Annotated in this window: 17 protein-coding genes; 9 read left to right on the top strand and 8 right to left on the bottom strand. The window is 68.4% G+C overall.

Going from position 1 to position 18769, the window contains the following annotated elements:
- The first annotated feature begins 55 nt into the window (after positions 1 to 55).
- Positions 56 to 313 carry a hypothetical protein gene (locus tag FHR19_RS14085; protein ID WP_184029582.1) on the top strand — a complete coding sequence of 86 codons (258 nt, stop codon included), beginning with the start codon at positions 56 to 58 and terminating at the stop codon, positions 311 to 313.
- Between the two features lie 201 nt (positions 314 to 514).
- On the opposite strand, the gene ndk is transcribed toward FHR19_RS14085, so the two are convergent.
- The 3 genes from ndk to FHR19_RS14070 form a co-directional block, all read right to left on the bottom strand.
- Positions 515 to 937, bottom strand: coding sequence for a nucleoside-diphosphate kinase (gene ndk, locus FHR19_RS14080; RefSeq protein WP_184029579.1), 423 nt, complete (start codon positions 935 to 937; stop codon positions 515 to 517).
- A 77-nt stretch (positions 938 to 1014) separates the two neighbouring features.
- Complete coding sequence (locus tag FHR19_RS14075) at positions 1015 to 1452, bottom strand: DNA polymerase III subunit chi (RefSeq protein ID WP_184029577.1); 438 nt, start codon at positions 1450 to 1452, stop codon at positions 1015 to 1017.
- 19 nt (positions 1453 to 1471) lie between these two features.
- Positions 1472 to 2929 carry a leucyl aminopeptidase gene (locus tag FHR19_RS14070; protein WP_184029573.1) on the bottom strand — a complete coding sequence of 486 codons (1458 nt, stop codon included), beginning with the start codon at positions 2927 to 2929 and terminating at the stop codon, positions 1472 to 1474.
- A 196-nt stretch (positions 2930 to 3125) separates the two neighbouring features.
- Between FHR19_RS14070 and FHR19_RS14065 the strand changes: the two genes are divergently transcribed.
- The 5 genes from FHR19_RS14065 to FHR19_RS14045 all read left to right on the top strand — a co-directional run bounded on the left by FHR19_RS14065 (position 3126) and on the right by FHR19_RS14045 (position 9413).
- Positions 3126 to 5381 carry an LPS-assembly protein LptD gene (locus FHR19_RS14065; protein WP_184029571.1) on the top strand — a complete coding sequence of 752 codons (2256 nt, stop codon included), beginning with the start codon at positions 3126 to 3128 and terminating at the stop codon, positions 5379 to 5381.
- Positions 5382 to 5482: 101 nt separating this feature from the next.
- On the top strand, positions 5483 to 6802 hold the full coding sequence (locus FHR19_RS14060; RefSeq protein ID WP_184030173.1) for a peptidylprolyl isomerase: 1320 nt from the start codon (positions 5483 to 5485) through the stop codon (positions 6800 to 6802).
- A 1-nt stretch (position 6803) separates the two neighbouring features.
- Positions 6804 to 7820 carry a 4-hydroxythreonine-4-phosphate dehydrogenase PdxA gene (gene pdxA, locus FHR19_RS14055; RefSeq protein ID WP_184029568.1) on the top strand — a complete coding sequence of 339 codons (1017 nt, stop codon included), beginning with the start codon at positions 6804 to 6806 and terminating at the stop codon, positions 7818 to 7820.
- Positions 7817 to 8638 (top strand): 16S rRNA (adenine(1518)-N(6)/adenine(1519)-N(6))-dimethyltransferase RsmA, encoded by an 822-nt coding sequence (gene rsmA / locus FHR19_RS14050; protein ID WP_184029565.1) that lies wholly within the window; start codon positions 7817 to 7819, stop codon positions 8636 to 8638. Before pdxA ends, rsmA begins: the two co-directional genes overlap by 4 nt.
- 94 nt (positions 8639 to 8732) lie before the next feature.
- A complete protein-coding gene (locus tag FHR19_RS14045) occupies positions 8733 to 9413 on the top strand; it encodes an energy transducer TonB (RefSeq protein WP_184029562.1) in 681 nt (226 codons plus the stop codon).
- 43 nt (positions 9414 to 9456) lie between these two features.
- Here FHR19_RS14045 and FHR19_RS14040 read toward each other — a convergent pair whose 3' ends face one another.
- On the bottom strand, positions 9457 to 11589 hold the full coding sequence (locus FHR19_RS14040; RefSeq protein ID WP_184029559.1) for a TonB-dependent siderophore receptor: 2133 nt from the start codon (positions 11587 to 11589) through the stop codon (positions 9457 to 9459).
- Positions 11590 to 11735: 146 nt separating this feature from the next.
- Between FHR19_RS14040 and FHR19_RS14035 the strand changes: the two genes are divergently transcribed.
- From FHR19_RS14035 to FHR19_RS14025, 3 genes are read left to right on the top strand one after another with little or no spacing between them, the layout of a single operon-like run.
- Positions 11736 to 12476 (top strand): ABC transporter ATP-binding protein, encoded by a 741-nt coding sequence (locus FHR19_RS14035; RefSeq protein ID WP_184029556.1) that lies wholly within the window; start codon positions 11736 to 11738, stop codon positions 12474 to 12476.
- Entirely contained in the window at positions 12473 to 13912 is a 1440-nt protein-coding gene (locus FHR19_RS14030; RefSeq protein ID WP_184029553.1) for an ABC transporter permease, read from the top strand. Before FHR19_RS14035 ends, FHR19_RS14030 begins: the two co-directional genes overlap by 4 nt.
- Positions 13909 to 15180: a DUF3526 domain-containing protein gene (locus FHR19_RS14025; protein ID WP_184029551.1), complete on the top strand. Its 1272-nt coding sequence runs from the start codon at positions 13909 to 13911 to the stop codon at positions 15178 to 15180. Before FHR19_RS14030 ends, FHR19_RS14025 begins: the two co-directional genes overlap by 4 nt.
- A 35-nt stretch (positions 15181 to 15215) precedes the next feature.
- Here the strand turns inward: FHR19_RS14025 and FHR19_RS14020 are convergent, their stop codons facing one another.
- Genes FHR19_RS14020 through FHR19_RS14005 form a run of 4 tightly spaced genes read right to left on the bottom strand, consistent with a single transcriptional unit; the run spans position 15216 to position 18723 of the window.
- Positions 15216 to 16538, bottom strand: coding sequence for a family 1 glycosylhydrolase (locus tag FHR19_RS14020; protein WP_184029549.1), 1323 nt, complete (start codon positions 16536 to 16538; stop codon positions 15216 to 15218).
- Between the two features lie 23 nt (positions 16539 to 16561).
- On the bottom strand, positions 16562 to 16966 hold the full coding sequence (locus FHR19_RS14015; protein WP_184029547.1) for a C-glycoside deglycosidase beta subunit domain-containing protein: 405 nt from the start codon (positions 16964 to 16966) through the stop codon (positions 16562 to 16564).
- Positions 16967 to 16999: 33 nt separating this feature from the next.
- Complete coding sequence (locus FHR19_RS14010; RefSeq protein WP_184029545.1) at positions 17000 to 17908, bottom strand: sugar phosphate isomerase/epimerase family protein; 909 nt, start codon at positions 17906 to 17908, stop codon at positions 17000 to 17002.
- Positions 17909 to 17931: 23 nt separating this feature from the next.
- A complete protein-coding gene (locus FHR19_RS14005; protein ID WP_184029542.1) occupies positions 17932 to 18723 on the bottom strand; it encodes a 3-keto-disaccharide hydrolase in 792 nt (263 codons plus the stop codon).
- Positions 18724 to 18769: the final 46 nt, after the last annotated feature.

Here is an 18769-nt window from a genome sequence, read left to right as displayed (position 1 = left end):
GCTTCGTGACGGCATTCGGGCCAGTCACGACACGAATTTGCTTGGGAGCAAACGCATGAAGAAGATCGCTCTTGTGGCTGCTGCCGCTGGCCTGATGTCGCTGGCCGCGTGCAACCAGGGCACGCCCGCCGAGAACGCCGGCGACGCGATGGCGGCGAACCTCGAGGCCGAGGCCGACAACATGGAAGCGGCTGCTGACATGACCGGCAACGCGGCTGAGGCAGCGGCGCTCGAGAACGCTGCCGACAACCTCGAGGCGGCTGCCGACAACGCTGACGAGATCGGCGAGACGAACCTCACCAACGCGATGTAATCGCGAGCGGCGCCCAGCGCGCCGCGGTGACGTTTATCGAATTGGAAAGGGCGTCCCCTTCGCGGGGGGCGCCCTTTTCATATGGGGTTTGCCAATCGTCACCCGGCCTCGTTCCGGGGTGACGAACTAGCCGGCCACGAAAAAAACCGAGCCGGGGGCATCCCCCCGACCCGGTCGCTCATTCGAACCCGGTGGCTGAAATCAGCCGACGATCTCTTCGGGCTTGAAGAAGAAATCGATCTCGATCTTGGCGTTCTCTTCCGAGTCCGACCCGTGGACGGTGTTCGCCTCGATCGATTCGGCCAGCTCCTTGCGGATCGTGCCCGGCTCGGCATTTGCGGGGTTGGTTGCGCCCATGATGTCGCGGTTGCGCGTCACCGCGTCCTCACCCTCGAGCACCTGAACGACGACGGGGCCGGAGATCATGAACTCGACCAGGTCGTTGAAGAACGGACGCTCGCGGTGGACACCGTAGAAGCCCTCGGCCTGCTCGCGGGTCATGTGGATACGCTTCGAGGCAACGACGCGCAGGCCGGCTTCCTCGAGCATTTTGGTGACCGCGCCGGTCAGGTTGCGACGCGTGGCGTCGGGCTTGATGATCGAAAAGGTGCGCGTGGCGGCCATGGCGGACGACTTCCTTGTTTTTACGTTGGAGTGGATGGCGCGCGCCTTAGTCGCGCCGCCGCGCCCGCGCAAGCGCGTCAGGCCGCCTGTTCCCACCCGCGCTCGGTCTGTTTCCAGTATCGCCGCTCGACGCCCTCCCGATCGGCCAGCCCGCGCCATGCCGCGCGGGCGGCCCCGACCTGTTCCTCGTCGAAAAGATGAAAGGCACGATCGAAGGTGAGCGCCTCGTCCCGCCACAGCCCATCGACGATCGCAACCATCCGCGCGCCGTTCGCCGCGGCGGTGTCGCCCGCGATCAGCACCGGCTGGATCGCCTCGCCCCCGTCGCCCGCGCATCCGTGCGGGAGGAAGCTGCCCGGCGAATAGGTCCACAGCGTCCGGTCGAGCGCGGCACGCTGATCCGCATCGCCGCTGACCACCAGCAATCGCGCGCCGCCCGACAACACCTTCTCGGCGATCTGCGGCAGCGCGCGGGCGAGCGGGCGCAGCGTCAGGTGGTAGAAATCGACCTGCACGGCGCGCCCGCCCTTTCGCTCAGTTCTCGACCGTGTCGCGCACCAGCCGGTCGAGCACGCGCACGCCGAAGCCCGTCGCGCCCTTGTCGTGCGTCGCGCCGGGCTTGTCGGCCCAGACCATGCCCGCGATATCGAGATGCGCCCAGGCCACGCCCTCGTCGACGAAGCGCTGCAGGAACTGCGCCGCGGTGATCGAGCCGGCACCGCGCGGGCCGACATTCTTCACGTCCGCGATCGGGCTGTCGATCAGCTTGTCATAGGCGGGCGACAGCGGGAAGCGCCACAATTTGTCCCCCGTCTCACGCCCCGCCGCCAGCAGCGCGTCGGCCAGCGCGTCGTCGTTGGCGAACAGGCCGCCATGCTCGTTGCCCAGCGCGATGATCATCGCGCCGGTCAGCGTGGCGAGGTCGACGATCCGCTTCGGCCGATAGTTGCGCTGGACCCAGGTCAGCACGTCGCACAGCACCAGCCGCCCTTCGGCATCGGTGTTGAGGATCTCGATCGTCTGGCCCGACATCGAGGTGACGACATCGCCCGGCCGCTGCGCGTTGCCGTCGGGCATGTTCTCGACCAGGCCGACGACGCCGATGACGTTGGCCTTCGCCTTGCGCAGCGCCAGCGCCTTCATCGCGCCCGCGACCGCGCCCGCGCCTCCCATGTCCCACTTCATGTCCTCCATGCCCGGCCCGGGCTTGAGGCTAATGCCGCCGGTGTCGAAGGTCACGCCCTTGCCCACCAGCGCGATCGCCGGATCGCCGTCTACGCCGGTCCCGTTCCAGTGCATGGCGAGCAACCGCGCCTCGCGCACCGAGCCCTGGCTGACGCCCAGCAGCGCACCCATGCCGAGGTCGCGCATCGCCGCCTCGTCGAGGATGGTGAGCTTGACGCCCAGTTCCTCGAGGTGCTGGCACCGCTCGACGAACGTCTCGGGGTAGAGGATGTTCGGCGGCTCGGCGACCAGCGTGCGAGTGAGTTCCAGACCCTCGGTCAGCGCCTTGGTTTCCGCCCATTCGGCGTCGGTGCCGCCGGGCGCGCCAGCAATGACGAGCCGCTGGAGCGTCGGCTTGGCCTTTTCGGGGAGCTTGGTGCGATAGATATCGAAGCGCCAGCCGCGCTGCGCGGCCGCGCCGGCAAAGCGCGCCGCGCCCGCCGCATCGGCGCCCGACAGGTCGACACCGATCGCCTCGACCCCCGCCGTCTCGTACCGCGCGGCAAGCGCGCCGCCCGCCTTTTCGTAATCGACGCCCTCGCCCTCGCCCGTCCCGATCAGGATCACGCGGCCGACGTCGTCGCCCTTCGGCACGAAGATCTCGGCGATCGATCCCGCCTCCCCCTCGAACCGCGCGGCCTTGGCGGCGGCGGTCACCAGCGCCTTGCCGGCATCGTCCAGCCGGCCGAGCGACGGCGCGGCGCCCTTGGGCACCGCGATCGCGATCGTGGTCAGGTCGGGGAGTTCGTTCTGGAACTCGATCTTCATGGGGCGGCGGCCTTTCGCTGCTTGTCGTTCCGCCCGTGCAACCAACTGTCGCACGAGTCATTACGCCCATCTAGGGACCAAAGCGGGTTCGCAAAACCCGCGTCGATTGCGTGGTGGCTTTTGCGGTGCGATAGGGCAGGAATTGTCCGGCGCAGCGTATCGTCGCCGGGCGAAAAAGGGGACAAGACCAATTCGCATGCGCCAGGCCCTGTTGCGTACCGCCGCGCTGCCCGCCTGTCTGTGGCTCGCCCTGCCCGCGATCGCCGCGGCGCAGGACCTGCAGGATCGTGAAGGCGCCGCACTGCCGCCGCCGATCGAGACCGCGGCGCCGCGGGCGGACAACCAGATCGATTTCAGCGCGGATCAGCTTGAATACGACTTCGACGCCGACCTCGTCAACGCGACCGGCGACGTGCGCCTGTTCCGCCAGGGCGAGCGGCTGCGCGCCGACAAGGTGACGTGGAACCGCAAGACCGGCCAGGTGGTGGCGGAAGGCGATATCGCCGTCACCAATCCACAGGGCGATATCGCCTATGGCGACCGGATCGAGCTGACCGACACGCTGAAGGACGGCGTCGTCAACAACATGCTCGTCGTCCTCGAACAGGGCGGCCGCATCGCCGCCGAGCGGGGCGTGCGCGAGAATGGCGGCGTGCTGCGCGTGACGAAGGCGGCCTATACCCCCTGCGCGGTGGAAAACAGCGCCGGCTGTCCCAAGGAGCCGAGCTGGAAGATCACCGCGCGCGAGGTCGTCTACAATCCCGACAGGAAGCGCATCCGCTACAAGGGCGCGCGCGTCACGTTGTTCGGCCTGTCGCTGCCGCTGCCCGCGTTCAGCCACACGATCGGCGGCGAGAGCGCGCCCGGCATCCTCGCGCCGCAATTCCGGCTGAGCCGCGTCAACGGGTTCGAGTTCGCGCTCCCCTATCACTTCAACCTCGGCCCCAATCGCGACCTGACCGTCACGCCGCACGTGTTCACCGAAGCGCTGCCGATGATCGAGGGCAATTACCGGCAATACACCTCGCTCGGCGCGTTCGAGGTGACCGCGTACGGCACCTATTCGCGCCGCAGCGACGACCTCGTCACCGAAGCGGGCGTCGCGCCGACCAGCGAGAACGCATTCCGCGGCTATGTCGACGCGACCGGCCGCGCGCAGTTCGATCCCTATTGGAGTGCGTTCGGGTCGATCCGCGTCGCCACCGACAAGACGTTCCTGCGCCGCTACGACATTTCGCGCGACGACCGGCTGCGCAGCAATATCGGCGTCCAGCGGATCAGCGAGGACACCTATTTCGCGATCCAGGGATGGGCGGTCCAGTCGCTCCGGCTCGACGACGCGGGTCAAATCCAGCCCGTCGCGCTGCCCGAGATCGACTTTCGCCACCGCCTGACCGATCCGCTCATCGGCGGGCGGCTGACGGTGCAGCTCAACAGCCTCGCCATCTCGCGCAACAATGGCGGTCAGGATACGCAGCGCGCCTTTGCCTCCGCGCTGTGGGAGCTTCGCCGCATCACCAATTGGGGGCAGGAGGTGACGTTCAGCGCCTTTGCCCGCGGCGACATCTACAACACCTCGAACAGTGCCGCGACGTTGACCCCGCTCTATCGCGGCGAAGACGGGTTCCACACTCGCGGCATCGGCGCGCTGGCGGTCGACGTCAAATGGCCGTTCATCGGCGAGGCGTTCGGCGGAGATCAGCGGATCACGCCGCGCGTCCAGATCGTCGCGTCGCCGCGCATCAGCAACATCGACATCCCGAACGAGGATGCCCGGTCGATCGATCTGGAGGACACCAACCTCTTCTCGCTCAACCGCTTCCCCGGCTACGACCGGTTCGAGGATTCGACGCGTGTCACCTACGGCGTCGACTATGCGCTCGACCTGCCCGGCGTGTCGATCAACGCCAATGTCGGGCAGAGCTATCGCCTGAACGCCCGGCCGTCGATCTTCCCCGAGGGGACGGGCCTCACCGATCGCTGGTCCGATTTCGTCGGCCGGACGGAGGTGCGCGTCGGCCAGTTCGTCGCCTTCACCCACCGCTATCGCCTCGACAAGGACGGGTTCGCGGTGCGCCGGAACGAGGTCGACGCGACGGTCGGCTCGCGCAAGACCTATGCGCTGATCGGCTACCTTCGCCTCAACCGCAACAACGACCAGCTGCTCGAGGATCTTCGCGATCGCGAGGAAGTGCGCGTCGGCGGCCGCGTCGCCTTTGCCCGCTTCTGGTCGGCATTCGGGTCGGCGACGGTCGACCTCACCGACCGGAACGAGGATCCGCTGTCGATCTCCGACGGGTTCGAGCCGATCCGGCACCGACTGGGCGTCCAGTACGAGGACGATTGTGTCCGCCTCGGCCTGACCTGGCGGCGCGATTATCAGGACAATGGCGATGCGCGCGCCGGCAACAGCTTCCTGCTGACGCTGGCGTTGACGAACCTGGGACGCTAAAGGCTCGGTTCATCGAGGCGGGACTAGTTCCGCCTTTCGGCGCGCGTGCGCGGCATGAGGGTATCGACTTGGCAACGACGTTCAAGATCACGGCGGGGAAGATGGTGGCGGGCGTGCTTCTCGCCGGCGCAGCGGGCATCGCGGTCGCGCAGACCGTGGGCGACCAGGCGCAGACCCCGGCGGCGGGCCTCAACCTGCCCCAGAATCTCCAGATTTTCGGCAAGGCCGATCCCAACGTCCGAAAGCCGACGGCGATCGTCAACGACGCGGTCATCACCGGCACCGATGTCGACCAGCGCGTCAACATGATTACCGGTCTGCGCAACCTGACGATCAAGCCCGAGGAGCGCGACCAGCTTCGCCTTCAGGTGCTGCGCCAGCTGATCGACGAGACGCTGCAGATCCAGGAAGCCAAGCACAACGACATCACCGTCACGCCGCAGGAGATCGAGCAGAGCTTCGCCCGCGTCGCCCGCAATTTCCAGCGCGATCCCGCCGGCTTGCGCGCTTATCTTGTCCAGGTCGGTTCGTCCGAGCGGTCGCTGAAGCGCCAGATCGAGGGCGAGCTCGCCTGGCAGCGCCTCCTGCGCCGCCGCGTCGAACCCTTTGTCAGCGTCGGCGAGGAAGAGGTGAAGTCGATCATCGAGCGCCTCGAGCAGGCCAAGGGCACCGAAGAATATAACCTGCGCGAAATCTATCTGTCGGCCCCGCCCGAGCGGCAGGCCGAGGTGACCGAAGCGATGCGCGCGATGGTCGAGAAGATGAAGTCGGGCACGCCATTCGAATATTTCGCGAGCAACATGTCCGAAGCCTCGACCCGCGCGGTCGGCGGCGACCTCGGCTGGGTGCGCCCGGCGATGCTGCCCGAGCCGCTGGCAAAGGCGGCGGGCGAGATGCAGGTCGGCCAGATCGCCGGGCCGGTGTCGGTCCCCGGCGGCTATTCGCTGCTTTATCTCGTCGACAAGCGGACCGTCCTCGGCGCCGACCCGCGCGACGCCAAGCTCAGCCTACGCCAGATCTCGGTCAAGTTCCCCGCCGGCCTCGCCCAGCCGCAGGTTCAGGCGCGCGCCGCCCAGTTCGCTGAAGCCACACAGAAGATCCAGGGCTGCGGCAATGTCGAGAAGGTGGCGGCGTCGATCGGCGCCGACGTCGTCGACAACGACGCGATCCGCATCCGCGACCTGCCGCCGCAGCTTCAGGATATTATGGTGAAGCTTCAGGTGGGCCAGGCGACGCCGCCGTTCGGCTCGCCCGAGGACGGCGTCCGCGTGCTCGTCCTGTGCGGCCGCGACGATCCGCGCGTCGCCTCGCAGCCGTCGGCACAGCAGATCCAGCAGGGCCTCGAGCAGGAGCGCGTCAACCTGCGTGCCCAGCGCATGCTGCGCGATCTTCGCCGCGACGCGATCGTCGAGTATCGCTGACATGGCCGCGGGCGGCCTTCCCCACCGCCCGATCGCCGTATCCATGGGCGATCCGGCGGGGATTGGGCCGGAGATCATCGCCAAGGCATGGGCGGCGCGCGACGTGCACGCGCTCGCCCCCTTCTTCGCGATCGGCGACGCGCGCGCCATCGAGCGGGTGTGGCACGGCCCCGTCGTGCGCATCGACACGCCCGACCATGCCGCGTCCGCCTTTGCCGATGCGCTCCCTGTCATGACCGTCGCCGATGCAGGCGAGATCGTGCCCGGCCACCCGGACGTGGAGGGGGCACGCTGCGCGCTCCAGAGCCTCGAGCTCGCCATGGGCCTGACCCAGGCGGGGGCGGCCTGTGCGCTGGTCACCGGGCCGGTGTCGAAATCGCAGCTCTATTCGATCGGCTTCCACTATCCTGGCCAGACCGAGTTCGTGTCCGATCGCTGCGGCATCGCGCACGCCAACACGGTGATGATGCTTGCCGGCCCGACGCTGCGCGTGGTGCCAATTACCACGCACGTGCCGCTGGATGCCGTGCGCGGGCTGCTGACCGTCGACCTCATCCTTGCGAAGGCGCGGGTGACCGTGCGCGGCCTTACGCGCAATTTCGGGATCGAGCGCCCCCGCCTCGCCTTTGCGGGCCTCAACCCCCATGCGGGCGAAGGCGGCGCGCTGGGCATGGAGGAGATCGATGTGATGGCGCCGGCGATCGCGATCCTGCGCGAGGAGGGGATCGACGCGATCGGGCCGCTCGCCGCGGACACGATGTTCCACGCCCGCGCGCGCGCGACCTATGACGCGGCGCTCTGCGCCTATCACGACCAGGCGCTGATCCCCCTGAAGACGCTGCATTTCGACGAGGGGGTGAACATGACCCTCGGGCTGCCGATCGTGCGAACCTCGCCCGACCACGGCACCGCCTTTGCCATTGCCGGCACCAACTCGGCCGAGCCCGGTGCGATGATTGCCGCGATCCGCATGGCCGCACAGGCCGCGACTCGCCGCCGCCTCTGCGAACCCCAATGACCGCCGTCCCCCTGCCGCCGCTGCGCGAGGTGATCCGCGCGCACGGCCTCACCGCAAGCAAGGCGCTCGGCCAAAACTTCCTGTTCGACGGCCAGCTTCTCGACCGCATCGCGCGCGTCCCCGGGAATCTCGCCGGCGCCGAGGTGCTGGAGGTGGGGCCCGGTCCCGGCGGCCTCACCCGCGCGCTGCTCGCCGCCGGCGCGCGCGTGACCGCGATCGAGCGCGACCGCCGCTGCATCCCGGCGCTTGCCGAACTGGCCGAGGCCTATCCCGGCCAGCTGAAGGTGATCGAGGGCGACGCGCTCGCCATCGATCATCCGACGCTGTTCGAGGGCGCGCCGCACGTCGTGGCCAACCTGCCCTACAATGTCGGGACCGAATTGTTTGTCGGCTGGCTGAGCGCCGAATGGCAGCCCTGGTGGCAGAGCCTGACGCTGATGTTTCAGCGAGAGGTTGCCGACCGCATCGTCGCCGCGCCCGGCAGCGACGCCTATGGCCGGCTCGCCGTCCTCGCCCAATGGCGCTCAACGCCGCGGATCGCGATGCCCGTGCACCGTTCGGCCTTTACACCGCCGCCCAAGGTCATGTCGGCGGTCGTCCATGTGGTCCACGCCGAACAGCCCGAGGGTGTGCGCCTCTCGACACTCGAACGCCTGACCGCCGCCGCGTTCGGCCAGCGGCGCAAGATGCTGCGCACCAGCCTGAAAGCAATGCCCGGTGCGATCGAGGCGGCGGAGGCCGTGGGCATCGACCTGACCCGCCGCGCCGAGACGGTAAGCGTGGCCGAATTCTGCGCCATCGCACGGGCTATCGGCTAACCCCATAAAATCGCTTGGCGTTCGAAAGCGATGTGATAGCATCACCTGACCGCAGCCGTCCTCTAGCGGCGCGGCCATAGAGAGGATGCCCACCATGTCCTACGCCAATAGCGGCACTGGACGGGAACGGATCGTGGCGATCGGCCTTGTCGGGCTGATCCAGGGCGGCATCATTGCCGCGCTCATGTCCGGGCTCGCTGTCCAGTTCATCGACAAGATCACGGACAAGCCCCTCGAGACCTACGCGATCCCGATCGAGGTACCGCCGCCCCCGCCGGCCGAGAAGAAGCCGGTCGAGCGCACGCCCATCGACACGCCGACGACGACGCTGCCGCGCCTGCCCGACCTGCCGACGCCGAAGATCGACCTCGACGTCACCACCCCGACGATGACCGGCACGCCGATCCCCATTCCCGGACCGATCGAGCTGCCGACGATCCCGACGCCGCCCTCGCCCACCCCAACGCCGCTGGACCTGTCGCGCGGTGCCAGCGCGCGCGGCAATGTCGGATCGTGGTTCCCGCAGGATGCCTATCCCGCGCAGGCGCTGCGCGCAGGTGCGGAGGGGCGCGCATCTGTCTCGCTGTCGGTGTCGTCTGCCGGCAAGGTGACCGATTGCCGGATCGTCTCGAGCACCGGGAATGACGCGCTCGACGCCGCAACCTGCCGCCTCGCCGTCCGCAACGGCCGGTTCGAGCCGGCGCGCGACGCCGCGGGCAACCCGGTCGCGACGCAGATGCGCCTGCCGCCGGTCGTTTGGAAGATCGTCAACTAGCGCACGACCGCCCCCTTCGCCCGTGCGGCGGAGGGGGCATTCGTCAGAACGTCGTGCGCAGGCCGATCGACGCGGTTCGCGGGGCACCCGGCTGCACCCAGAGTGGCGAATAGCTGTTGGCGAACCAGCGCGCGTCGAACAGGTTCTGCACCGCGGCAAACAGTGCCACGCCCTTGATCGCCTCGACCTCCGCGAACACGCGCGCCAGCGTGTGCGACGGCAGCGTAAAGGCCGTTCCGGTCTCCCCCGACCGCTGACCCACATACTGGATGCCGCCACCGAACGACGCATCCCGCCCGGCAATCGTCAGCCGCTTCGTCGCCTGCACGTTCAGATTGTGATCGGGAATGTTGATGAGGCGGTCACCCGGCCGGATCTGGAAGTTGAAGTTCGGCTCCAGCAGTGTCGACCGCGCTTCTGCGTCAATATAGGCATAGCTCAGCAACACCTCGATATCGCTGGGCAGGCGCGCGGTCAGGTCGAGTTCGACCCCGCGGCTGCGCGCCTTGCCGATCGCGACCGAGAAGCCCGGATTGCCGGTGTCACTGGCCAGCACGTTAGCCTTGTCGAGCTGGAATGCCGCCAGCGTGCCGTTCAACCGCCCGCCAAGCGCGGACAGCTTGACGCCGATTTCCTTCGACCGGCTCGTCTCGGGATCGAAGATCGCCCCGGTCACGTCGGTACCGATATTGGCGCGAAACCCCTCGCCATAGGCGGCATAGAGGGAAAGCGGGGCGGACAGGCGATAGACGATCCCCGCCTGCGGGCTAAACCGGCCAGCACTGCGACGGCTGTCGGTGCCGGTCAGCCGGTTCAGCGTGCGAAGGCTCACATCGTCATACCGCCCACCGATGCGTAGCTGAAGCCGGCCGGTCAGCTCGATCTGATCCTGCACGAACAGGCCTGTCGATCGCTGCACGTCGAGGCGATCGTTCTGCGGCGCCGGCGTCGGCAGCGGGAAGCGGCCATAGACCGGGTCGAAGATGTCGATGACGTTCCCCGCACGTTCCGTCGTAGGCGTGCCGAGCACGGGCGGGCGCACGCGGCCGAATTGCTGGTCGTTGTCGAACTGGTCGTGATCCGCCCCGATCAGGACGCGGTGGCGCAGCGCCCCCGTCTCGAACGCGCCCGACAGCTCGGCACGCACGACCCATTGCCGCGAATCGTACCGCCGCGACCGCCGCTGGCGCGACAGCGACCGCCCGTCGCGGAACAGCTTCTGACGGCCCGCGACGAGCTCGGCATCGGACGAGAAACCCGTCAGCAGCGTGTCGCGCAGGCTGGCGCCCACCAGCAGGCTCCAGTCCTTGCTAAAATCGTGCTGGACGCGCAGCTGATGCCCGGTCGCGCGCGCGACATGGTCACCGTCGCCCGGCTCGCCCAGGAAGCGATCGCGCGGCACCGTGCCGAGGTCGCCGTTCAGCACGACAATCCCGCGGTCGAACGGCGTTTCCACCCGCGTCCATTCGAAGTCGTAGGTTGCCCGCGTGTCCGCGCCGATCGTCCATCCGATCGAGGGCAGGACGCCCCAGCGGCGCTGATGCACCGTATCGCGGAACGTGTCGCCGTCTTCGGCATAGCCGATCAGCCGCGCGGTAAGGTCGCTGCTGACGGCGAGGTTGAAATCCCCGTCCGCCCGCACCCGATCGAAACTGCCGACCTGCAGCGATGCACTGCCGAAGGTGCGGCCGATCTCCGCCTGCTTGGTGACGAGATTGACCGTGCCCCCCGGCTCTCCGCGCCCGAGCAGCGCCGCCGCCGGTCCCTTCAGCACCTCGATCCGCTCGATCCCGGCGACGTCGCGCGGGCCGCCGAACCCGCGCCCGCCGTTGAACCCGTTGACGAGATAGCCGGTCGGGATGTTCTCGTCGCCCGCGAACCCGCGCACGGCGAAACTGTCGAACAGCCCCCCCAGCGAGTTCTGGCGCGAGACCGATGCGTTGAGGTCGAGCGCGTCGGTCAGCCGCAGGAAATTGTTCTCGCGCACCGCCCCCTCGTCGATCTGCGCGATCGACTGGGGGATTTCGGACAGCGCGAAGTCGCCGCGATAGGCCTGTCGCACGCCGGTGACGGTGATCTCCTGATCGGTCGGCGGCGTCTCCTCCGTGGGCTCGCCCGCCGGCGCCAGCGTCGCCCAGCCCATCGTCACTCCGGCGCACAGCAGATGGCGCAGCATATCGGTCCCCCGTCACGATCGTCCGCGGTCGCGCCGCGGCGACCGATCCGCGCCGGCCAATGACGAAACGTTATAACATCGTCAATGATATCTTGTATCATTACACGGATGGTGGCTAAGGGACCCTCGCTTTCCGAGAGGTAACGATGCAGACCATCCCCGATCCGCCCATTTCGATCCAGTCGCTTACCCTTAGCTACGGCCGGGCACCGGTCCTCGACGGCCTGACGCTGCAGGTACCGGCGGGCAGCATCACCGCGCTTCTCGGGGGCAACGGCGCGGGCAAATCGACGACGCTGGCAGCGCTGCTGGGATTCGAGCGGGCGGACGGGGGCACGATCGCGGTCTGCGGCATCGATCCGGGGTCGGACCCCGACGCGGCACGGCGGCAGATGGCCTATCTGCCGGAGAATGTCGCGCTCTACGATCACCTCTCCGCGATCGAGAATGCGGACTATCTGCTCGCGCTGTCGGGCGAGCGGCACGATCGCGCCGCGATCGCCGGGGCGCTGGCGGCGGCGGGCCTTCAGGACCAGGCATGGGATCGCCGGCTTGGCGGCTTCTCGAAGGGGATGCGCCAGAAGGTGGCGATCGCCGTCGCGCTGCTGCGCGCGGTGCCGGTACTGCTGCTCGACGAGCCGACCTCGGGCCTCGACCCGCGCGCGACCGCCGACTTCAACGCACTGTTGCTGGCGGTGCGTGCCCGCGGGACGGCGGTGCTGATGGTGACGCACGACCTTCTCTCCGCCGCCGACGTCGCCGACCGCATCGCCTTTCTCGAGCGCGGGCGCGTCGCGCATGAGGTCGCCGCGGACGGTCCCGACCGCTTCGACGTGCGCGCGCTCCACGCCCGCTTCCAGATCGGCGGCGAGCGGCGCGCGGCATGAGCCCGGTCGCCCTGATCGCCCGCGACGAATTGCGGCTGATGGTCCGCAACCGGGTCGCGGTCATCGCCTTCGCGCTCCTGATCCTCCTCACCCTCGTCGCGGTCGCGTCGAGCTGGTCGCACCGGCAGCGGATCGCCGACCTGCGCGCCCGGCACCAGCAGGCGGCGGCCGATGCGTTCGACGCTCAGCCCGATCGCCACCCGCACCGCGTCGTCCATTACGGCAGCTTCATCTTCCGCCCGCTCGGGCCGCTTGCCGCGTTCGATCCGGGGGTGGATGCCTTTACCGGCAACAGCATGTTCCTTGAGGGGCATCGCCAGAACACCGCCAATTTCGGCGACGTACGGCAAAGCTCGCTGCTCGTCCGCTTCGGCCAGCTCTCCCCCGCCTTCGTGCTACAGGTGGTCGCGCCGCTGCTCCTCGTCTTCCTCGGGTTCGCCGCGGTCGCGCGCGAGCGGGAGCGGGGCACGCTGCGCGTCCTGATGATGCAGGGCGTCAGCCGCGGGCAGCTGGTCGCGGGCAAGCTTGCCGCACTCGGCGTGGTCGCATTTGCGGCCGCCACCCCGGCGCTGATCGGGCTTACCGCGATCGCCGCGCAGCCGGGCGCGGCACCGCTGCCCATGCTGGTGCTGGGCATCGGCTATCTCGCCTATCTCGCGCTCTGGTGCGTGGTCATTCTGACGGTATCGGCGCTGGTGCCGCGGTCGCGCGACGCGCTCCTGGCACTGATCGCGCTCTGGGCGGTCACCACGATCCTCGTGCCGCGCCTCGCCCCCGATATCGCGGGACAGATGCACACTCTGCGCAACCGCCTCCAGACCGATGTCGCCATCGCCCGCGACCTGCGCCGGATGGGCGACAGCCACGATCCCGACGACCCGCATTTCGCCGCGTTCAAGGCAGCGACGCTCAAGCGCTACGGCGCGGCGCGGGTCGAGGACCTGCCCGTCAACTACAAGGGATTGCTCGCGCTGGAGGGCGAGCGGCTGACCGCCGCGCTGTTCGATCGCTACGCCGCCGAGAGCTTCGCGGTGCAGGCCCGGCAGAACGCCGTCGTCGCGGGGGCGAGTGCGATCAGCCCCGCAATCGCGCTGCGCTCGCTGTCGATGGCGGCGGCGGGCACCGACCTGTCGGGCCATCGCCGCTTCCTCGAACAGGCGGAGCGGTACCGATACGCCCTCGTCCAGCGGCTCAACCGGATGCAGGCGGAGGGCGTCGCCTATGCCGACGATACCGCCACCGACGCAGGGGCCGACCGGCGCAAGCGCGTCGATGCCGCCAATTGGCGCGCGATGCCCGACTTCGCCTTTCGCCCCGCCGGACCGGGAACGCTCGCGCGCGCCGCGTTGCCGGGGCTGGCCGTGGTGCTGCTCTGGCTCACCGCGGCGGGCGCCCTGCTCGCTTTCGCGACGTATCGACTCGGAGCGCGCAGATGAGCCTCTATGTCCATGAACTGCGCCTGCTGCTGCGCCAGCGGCTCAGCCGCTTCGCGATCCTGCTGCTGGCGATCCTGACGATCGCTGCGCTCGCGGCCGGCATGGCGGCGGTCGCGCGCCAGCGTGCCTCGATCGCCGCGATCCCGGCGGCTCAGGCGGAGGATATCTGGGCCGTCGCCGATTACGTCGTACGGACCCGGGATTCTGGCAGCGCAGCCTATTACAGCTTCCACCCGACCTGGGACCCGCCCGCGCCGCTCGCCTTTGCCGCACTCGGGATGCGCGATGTGTCGCCCACCATCCTGCGCGTCCGGGCACTGGGGCTGGAAGCGCAGATCTACGACGGCGACGCGTTCAACCCGGAACTCGCGCTGCCGGGCCGGTTCGACTTCGCCTTCGTCCTTGTGTTCCTGGCGCCGCTGTTCGTCATCGCGCTGTTCCACGATCTCGTCTCGAGCGAACGGGAGGCGGGGCGCGCGCGGACGCTGATGGCGCTGCCACGCGGCGGCCAGGCGTTGTGGCGGCGGCGGACGGCGATACGGTTCGCGCTCCTCTGGCTGTCGCTCGCCTTCCCCTTCGCGATCGCCGCGGCGGTCGAGGGCGTCGGGGCGGCCGCCATCGTCGCGGTGCTCGCGCTGATCGCCGCCTATCTTCTGTTCTGGATCGGCGCCGCGGCCGCGGTCGGGCGGCTCCGCTGGGGCTCTGTCGCCAATGCCGCGACGTTGGCGGGGGCGTGGCTGCTGCTGGTGCTGATCGTTCCCACGCTCGCCAACGTCGCGATCGACCGGGCCGTGCCGGTGCGCGAAGGCGCCGAGATCGCGCTGGCCCAGCGCGAGGCGGTCAACCGCGCCTGGGACATTCCGCGGGAAGCGACGATGCGCCGTTTCTATGCCGCGCATCCCGAATGGGCAGGGTCCGCTCCGCTGGGGACCGCCTTCAACTATAAATGGTACCTTGCCTTCCATCAGAACGGCGATGCGGAGGTGGCGCCCGCGGTCGCTGTCTATCGCGCGGGTCTGATGCGGCGCGAGGCCGCGGCGCGGGCGCTCGGCTGGGCGCTGCCGTCGGTGGGCGTGCAGGCGGCATTGACGCGTCTCGCACGGACCGACCTGAAGGCGCAGCTGGAATATCAGGATCGCATCCGCGCGTTCCACGCGGCGCTACGCCGTTTCTACTACGGCTATTTGTTCACCGATCGCCCGTTCGACCGATCCGACTTCGACCGCGCCCCGCGCTACGAGCGGTTCGCGCAAGCCTCGGATGGTTGAGTCACGGCAGGTTTGGAGCGGAGAGCGGACCCCGCTCAGAGCCGATTGGCGTATGCGATCCGCGCCAGCACCGCGGCGCTCGGCTTGGCGGTCCGCTCGAACGTCCTCGGGTCGAACGAATGCAGCCCGAAGCGGTGGTGATAGCCGAAGCCCCACTCGAAATTGTCGATCAGCGACCAGTGAAGATAGCCCTGCACCGGCACGCCGGCGTCGATCTCGCGCTTCAGTTCGGCCAGCGCCGCGGGGATCAGCCAGGCACGAAGCGCATCGTCGTCGCTGTTGACGCCGTGTTCGGTCACGATGATCGGCAGCTTGGTCGCTTCCCAGCCATAGCGGACCGCGCCCGCCAGCGATCCGGCCCAGACCTCCGCCCCGCCGCCGTTGCGCCGCGATCCCTCCGGCGGGGGGAGCGCGCCCTTGGCGTCCCAGCGCTTGCGCTCGTAATTCTGGACGCCGAGAAAGTCGCAGGTCCGCGCCGCGACGCGCAGCCATTCGCCGTAATAGCGCTCGCGGATGCGGTCGCGGATGCTGTCCGGCCCGACCGCCTGATCGTCGATGATCGCCAGCGTGACCCCGACGGGCAGGTCACCGCGCACCGCCTTGATCGCGGCCACGCCCTCGGCATGGCCCTTCATCTGGTTGGCGCGGTATAGGCTGGGGTCGTCGATGTGAAGGATGACGCCGGGGCGATAGGCGGCGACGCCGAGCTGCTTCGCCGCCATCGCCTGCATCCTGGCGTCGCCCTGCACGAGCTGCGCGGGCAGGATCTCGCCGATGATGCCCGCGAGGTTCGGCTCGTTCAGCGTCATCACATGGCTGATCCCGCCGGCCAGATGCCGCGCCGCCCGGTCGCAGAAACGCGCGAACAGGTCCGCCGCCTCGGCATTTTGCCACCCGCCCTGCGCCGCGAACCAGCGAGGCGTCGTGAAGTGGTTGAACGTCACTATCGGGCGAAGCCCGCGCGCACGGCAGCCGTCGATCATCGCCTTGTAATGATCGAGCATCGCGATCGAGAAATGGCCCTTGTCGGGCTCGATCCGCGCCCATTCGAGGCTGAAGCGATAGCTGTTGAGCCCCATCCCCTTTACGAGATCGAGATCGGTCGGCCACAGCTCGAAGCTGTTCGCCGCATCCCCCGAACGGTCGGCGAACATCGTGCCGGGCAGGTTCTCGATGACCCAGAGATCGGCGTTGAGGTTGTTGCCCTCCACCTGATGCGCAGCCGTCGAGGCACCCCACAGGAAGCCCTTGGGAAAGGCGGCACCCGGGCGGCGCGCCTGCGCCGCGAGCGGAGTGCCGATCATGGCAGCCGCCGCGGCGGCGCCGGCGATCATCCCGCGCCGATCGATGTTCGGCATCCGATCCTCCTTTACCCTGTCGCTCAGGCCATCACGACGGTGCCGAGCCGCTCGGCACGCATCATGAAGACGTGGACGTCGGGCGGAAAATACGAATAGCGGATGCGCGCCGCGACCGCGATGCGGTGGATACCCGGCGTCAGGCCGCCCGCCTTATCTACCAGCACCGAGGCATGTTCGGTGAGGTCCCAGCGGCGCACCGTCTCCTGCCGCAGTTCGTCGAGCGTATAGACCTCGTCGCGGATGGCGAGACGGTTGCGTTCGTGGCCGAAGAACTCGCCGTCGACGGTCACGTCGAACCCGTCGAGCATCGATAGCCGGGTGCCGTGATAATTGGGCAAGCGCAGGCGAACGGCGAACCCCTCGCGCGCGCCCACAGGGCCGAAATTGCGAAAGCCGGTGCTCTGGATGAGCTGATGTTCAAGCATGGAATGGCTCCGGAAAACGGGATGGGCGCGGGGTCAGGCGAAGCCGCCGTCGTCATATTCGCGCTCGAGCTGGCGCAGCAGCACCTGCTGGCGGCGGACCTGATCGATCGCCCGCCAGGGGGCGCGCAGCCCCTCATATTCGCTCGACATATAGCCCGAGTAACCCGAGCGCTTGATCGCCGAGATGACGGGCCGCCACGGAATCTGCTGATCGACCAGCTCGTCGTCGATGTCGTGGAACTTGGCCTGCACGAAGCCGACATATTTGGCGATGCCGATGAACTCTTCAGGGTCGACGGCGATGCCGTTCAGGAACGCCATGTGCTCGCGCATCTCGTCGGTGACCTGATGCGATCCCCAGTGGACGAGCGGGCGGTCCTGAAAGATGCCGGTGTCGATCATTAGCCGGAAATGGTCGCTGCCCGTCCGCTCGATGAGGTCGATATAGCCCTGCGTCACCGGGTGGTTGATCGGCGTCGGCGAATGGATTTCGGGACAGATGACGATATCGAGCTTGGCGGCGAGGTCGAGGTTGCGCTCGACATAGGCCTCCCAGTTCGTTTCCGGGATCAGGTCGCGCGAGGTCACGCCGAACTTGGGCCGCAGGAACTTGAACCCCAGCCGGTGGGCGAGGCGCAGGTCGCGTTCGAGCTCGGCCGCTCCCTCCTCGACGGTGAGATAGTGCGACAGCGTCAGCCGCATATCGACCCAGGAGCACATGTTCGTGGGCTCCAGCTTGTGCCGGTCGAGCAGGCCGAACCAGCGATCGAGCCACGCGGTGGACGGGTTCGGGAACCCCTCGATCTGCCCCTCGCCTAGGATCTCGATCCCCGTGGCGCCGGTGTCGGCGATATGATCGAACGCGTCCTCCAGCGTCATTACCGAACCGAAATCGTCGGTGTAGCTGTAGACGGACACGCCGTACTTGAATTGACCCGGCATCGGGAAAGGCCTTTCGATCGGGCTCAGAGCGAGCGGATGCGGATGTTGCGGAAGCGGATTTCGGCGCACTCGATCTGGAGCAGGATGCGCCCGCGCGTGATCGGCGCGTAAGCGCCGGCGGCGTCCCGCGCCTGAAGGCCGTAGAGCGTGTTGACGATGCGGCCGTTGACGATGTGCGCGGCGCTGTCGCCGCTGGCGATCAGCTCGACCGTGTTCCAGCCGTCGAGGGTGTCGAACGAGCCCTCGGCGCGGATCATCTGGCGCAGGTTGCCGCCCGCATCGATCTGCGGCGCATAGGGCTGGCCGGGGAAATTGCGCGGCCAGGCGGGCAGGCCGCCCATCGAGACGCCGGGGATCGCGCGGTGATTGACCGGGATCGCGTCGCCGGTGCTGCGCTCCATGATCTGGTATTCGACGCAGTCGGGCCACAGGAACTCGCGCCCGGCGGGTACGTGGTAGAGGATGCCGCTGTCGCGCTTCCACAGCTCGCGCGGGGCGAAGCGGCGCTCGCCCCATTTATACTCCAGGCTCAGGTGATATTCGCCGTAAGCCTCGGCCGTCGCGAGATAGCCCATCGGTGCCGCCGCCGGGCCACGGTAACGCGGGCCGAGGATATGCAGAATCCCGCCCTCGACCGCGGCGACATTGTCGCGATCGGTGTTGCCGATGCCGTCCTGAAAGAAGGTCCAGCCATCGAAGTTGCGGCCGTTGAACAAGGGGCGCCACGCTCCCGGTGCCGCTGCCAGCCTGCCCAGCGGCGTCGCCGCAATCCCAGCCGCGCCCATAATCCCCAGCGTCCCGCGCCGCGTGACCATGCTTCCTCTCCCTCTCTACCTTATCTAATCGCCGATTAGATGTCTG

It is taken from the genome of Sphingomonas yantingensis (assembly GCF_014199325.1).
Classification (GTDB): Bacteria; Pseudomonadota; Alphaproteobacteria; order Sphingomonadales; family Sphingomonadaceae; genus Sphingomonas; species Sphingomonas yantingensis.
Note: the sequence above shows the minus strand (reverse complement) of the source record. Positions and strands in the feature narration are given on the sequence as shown.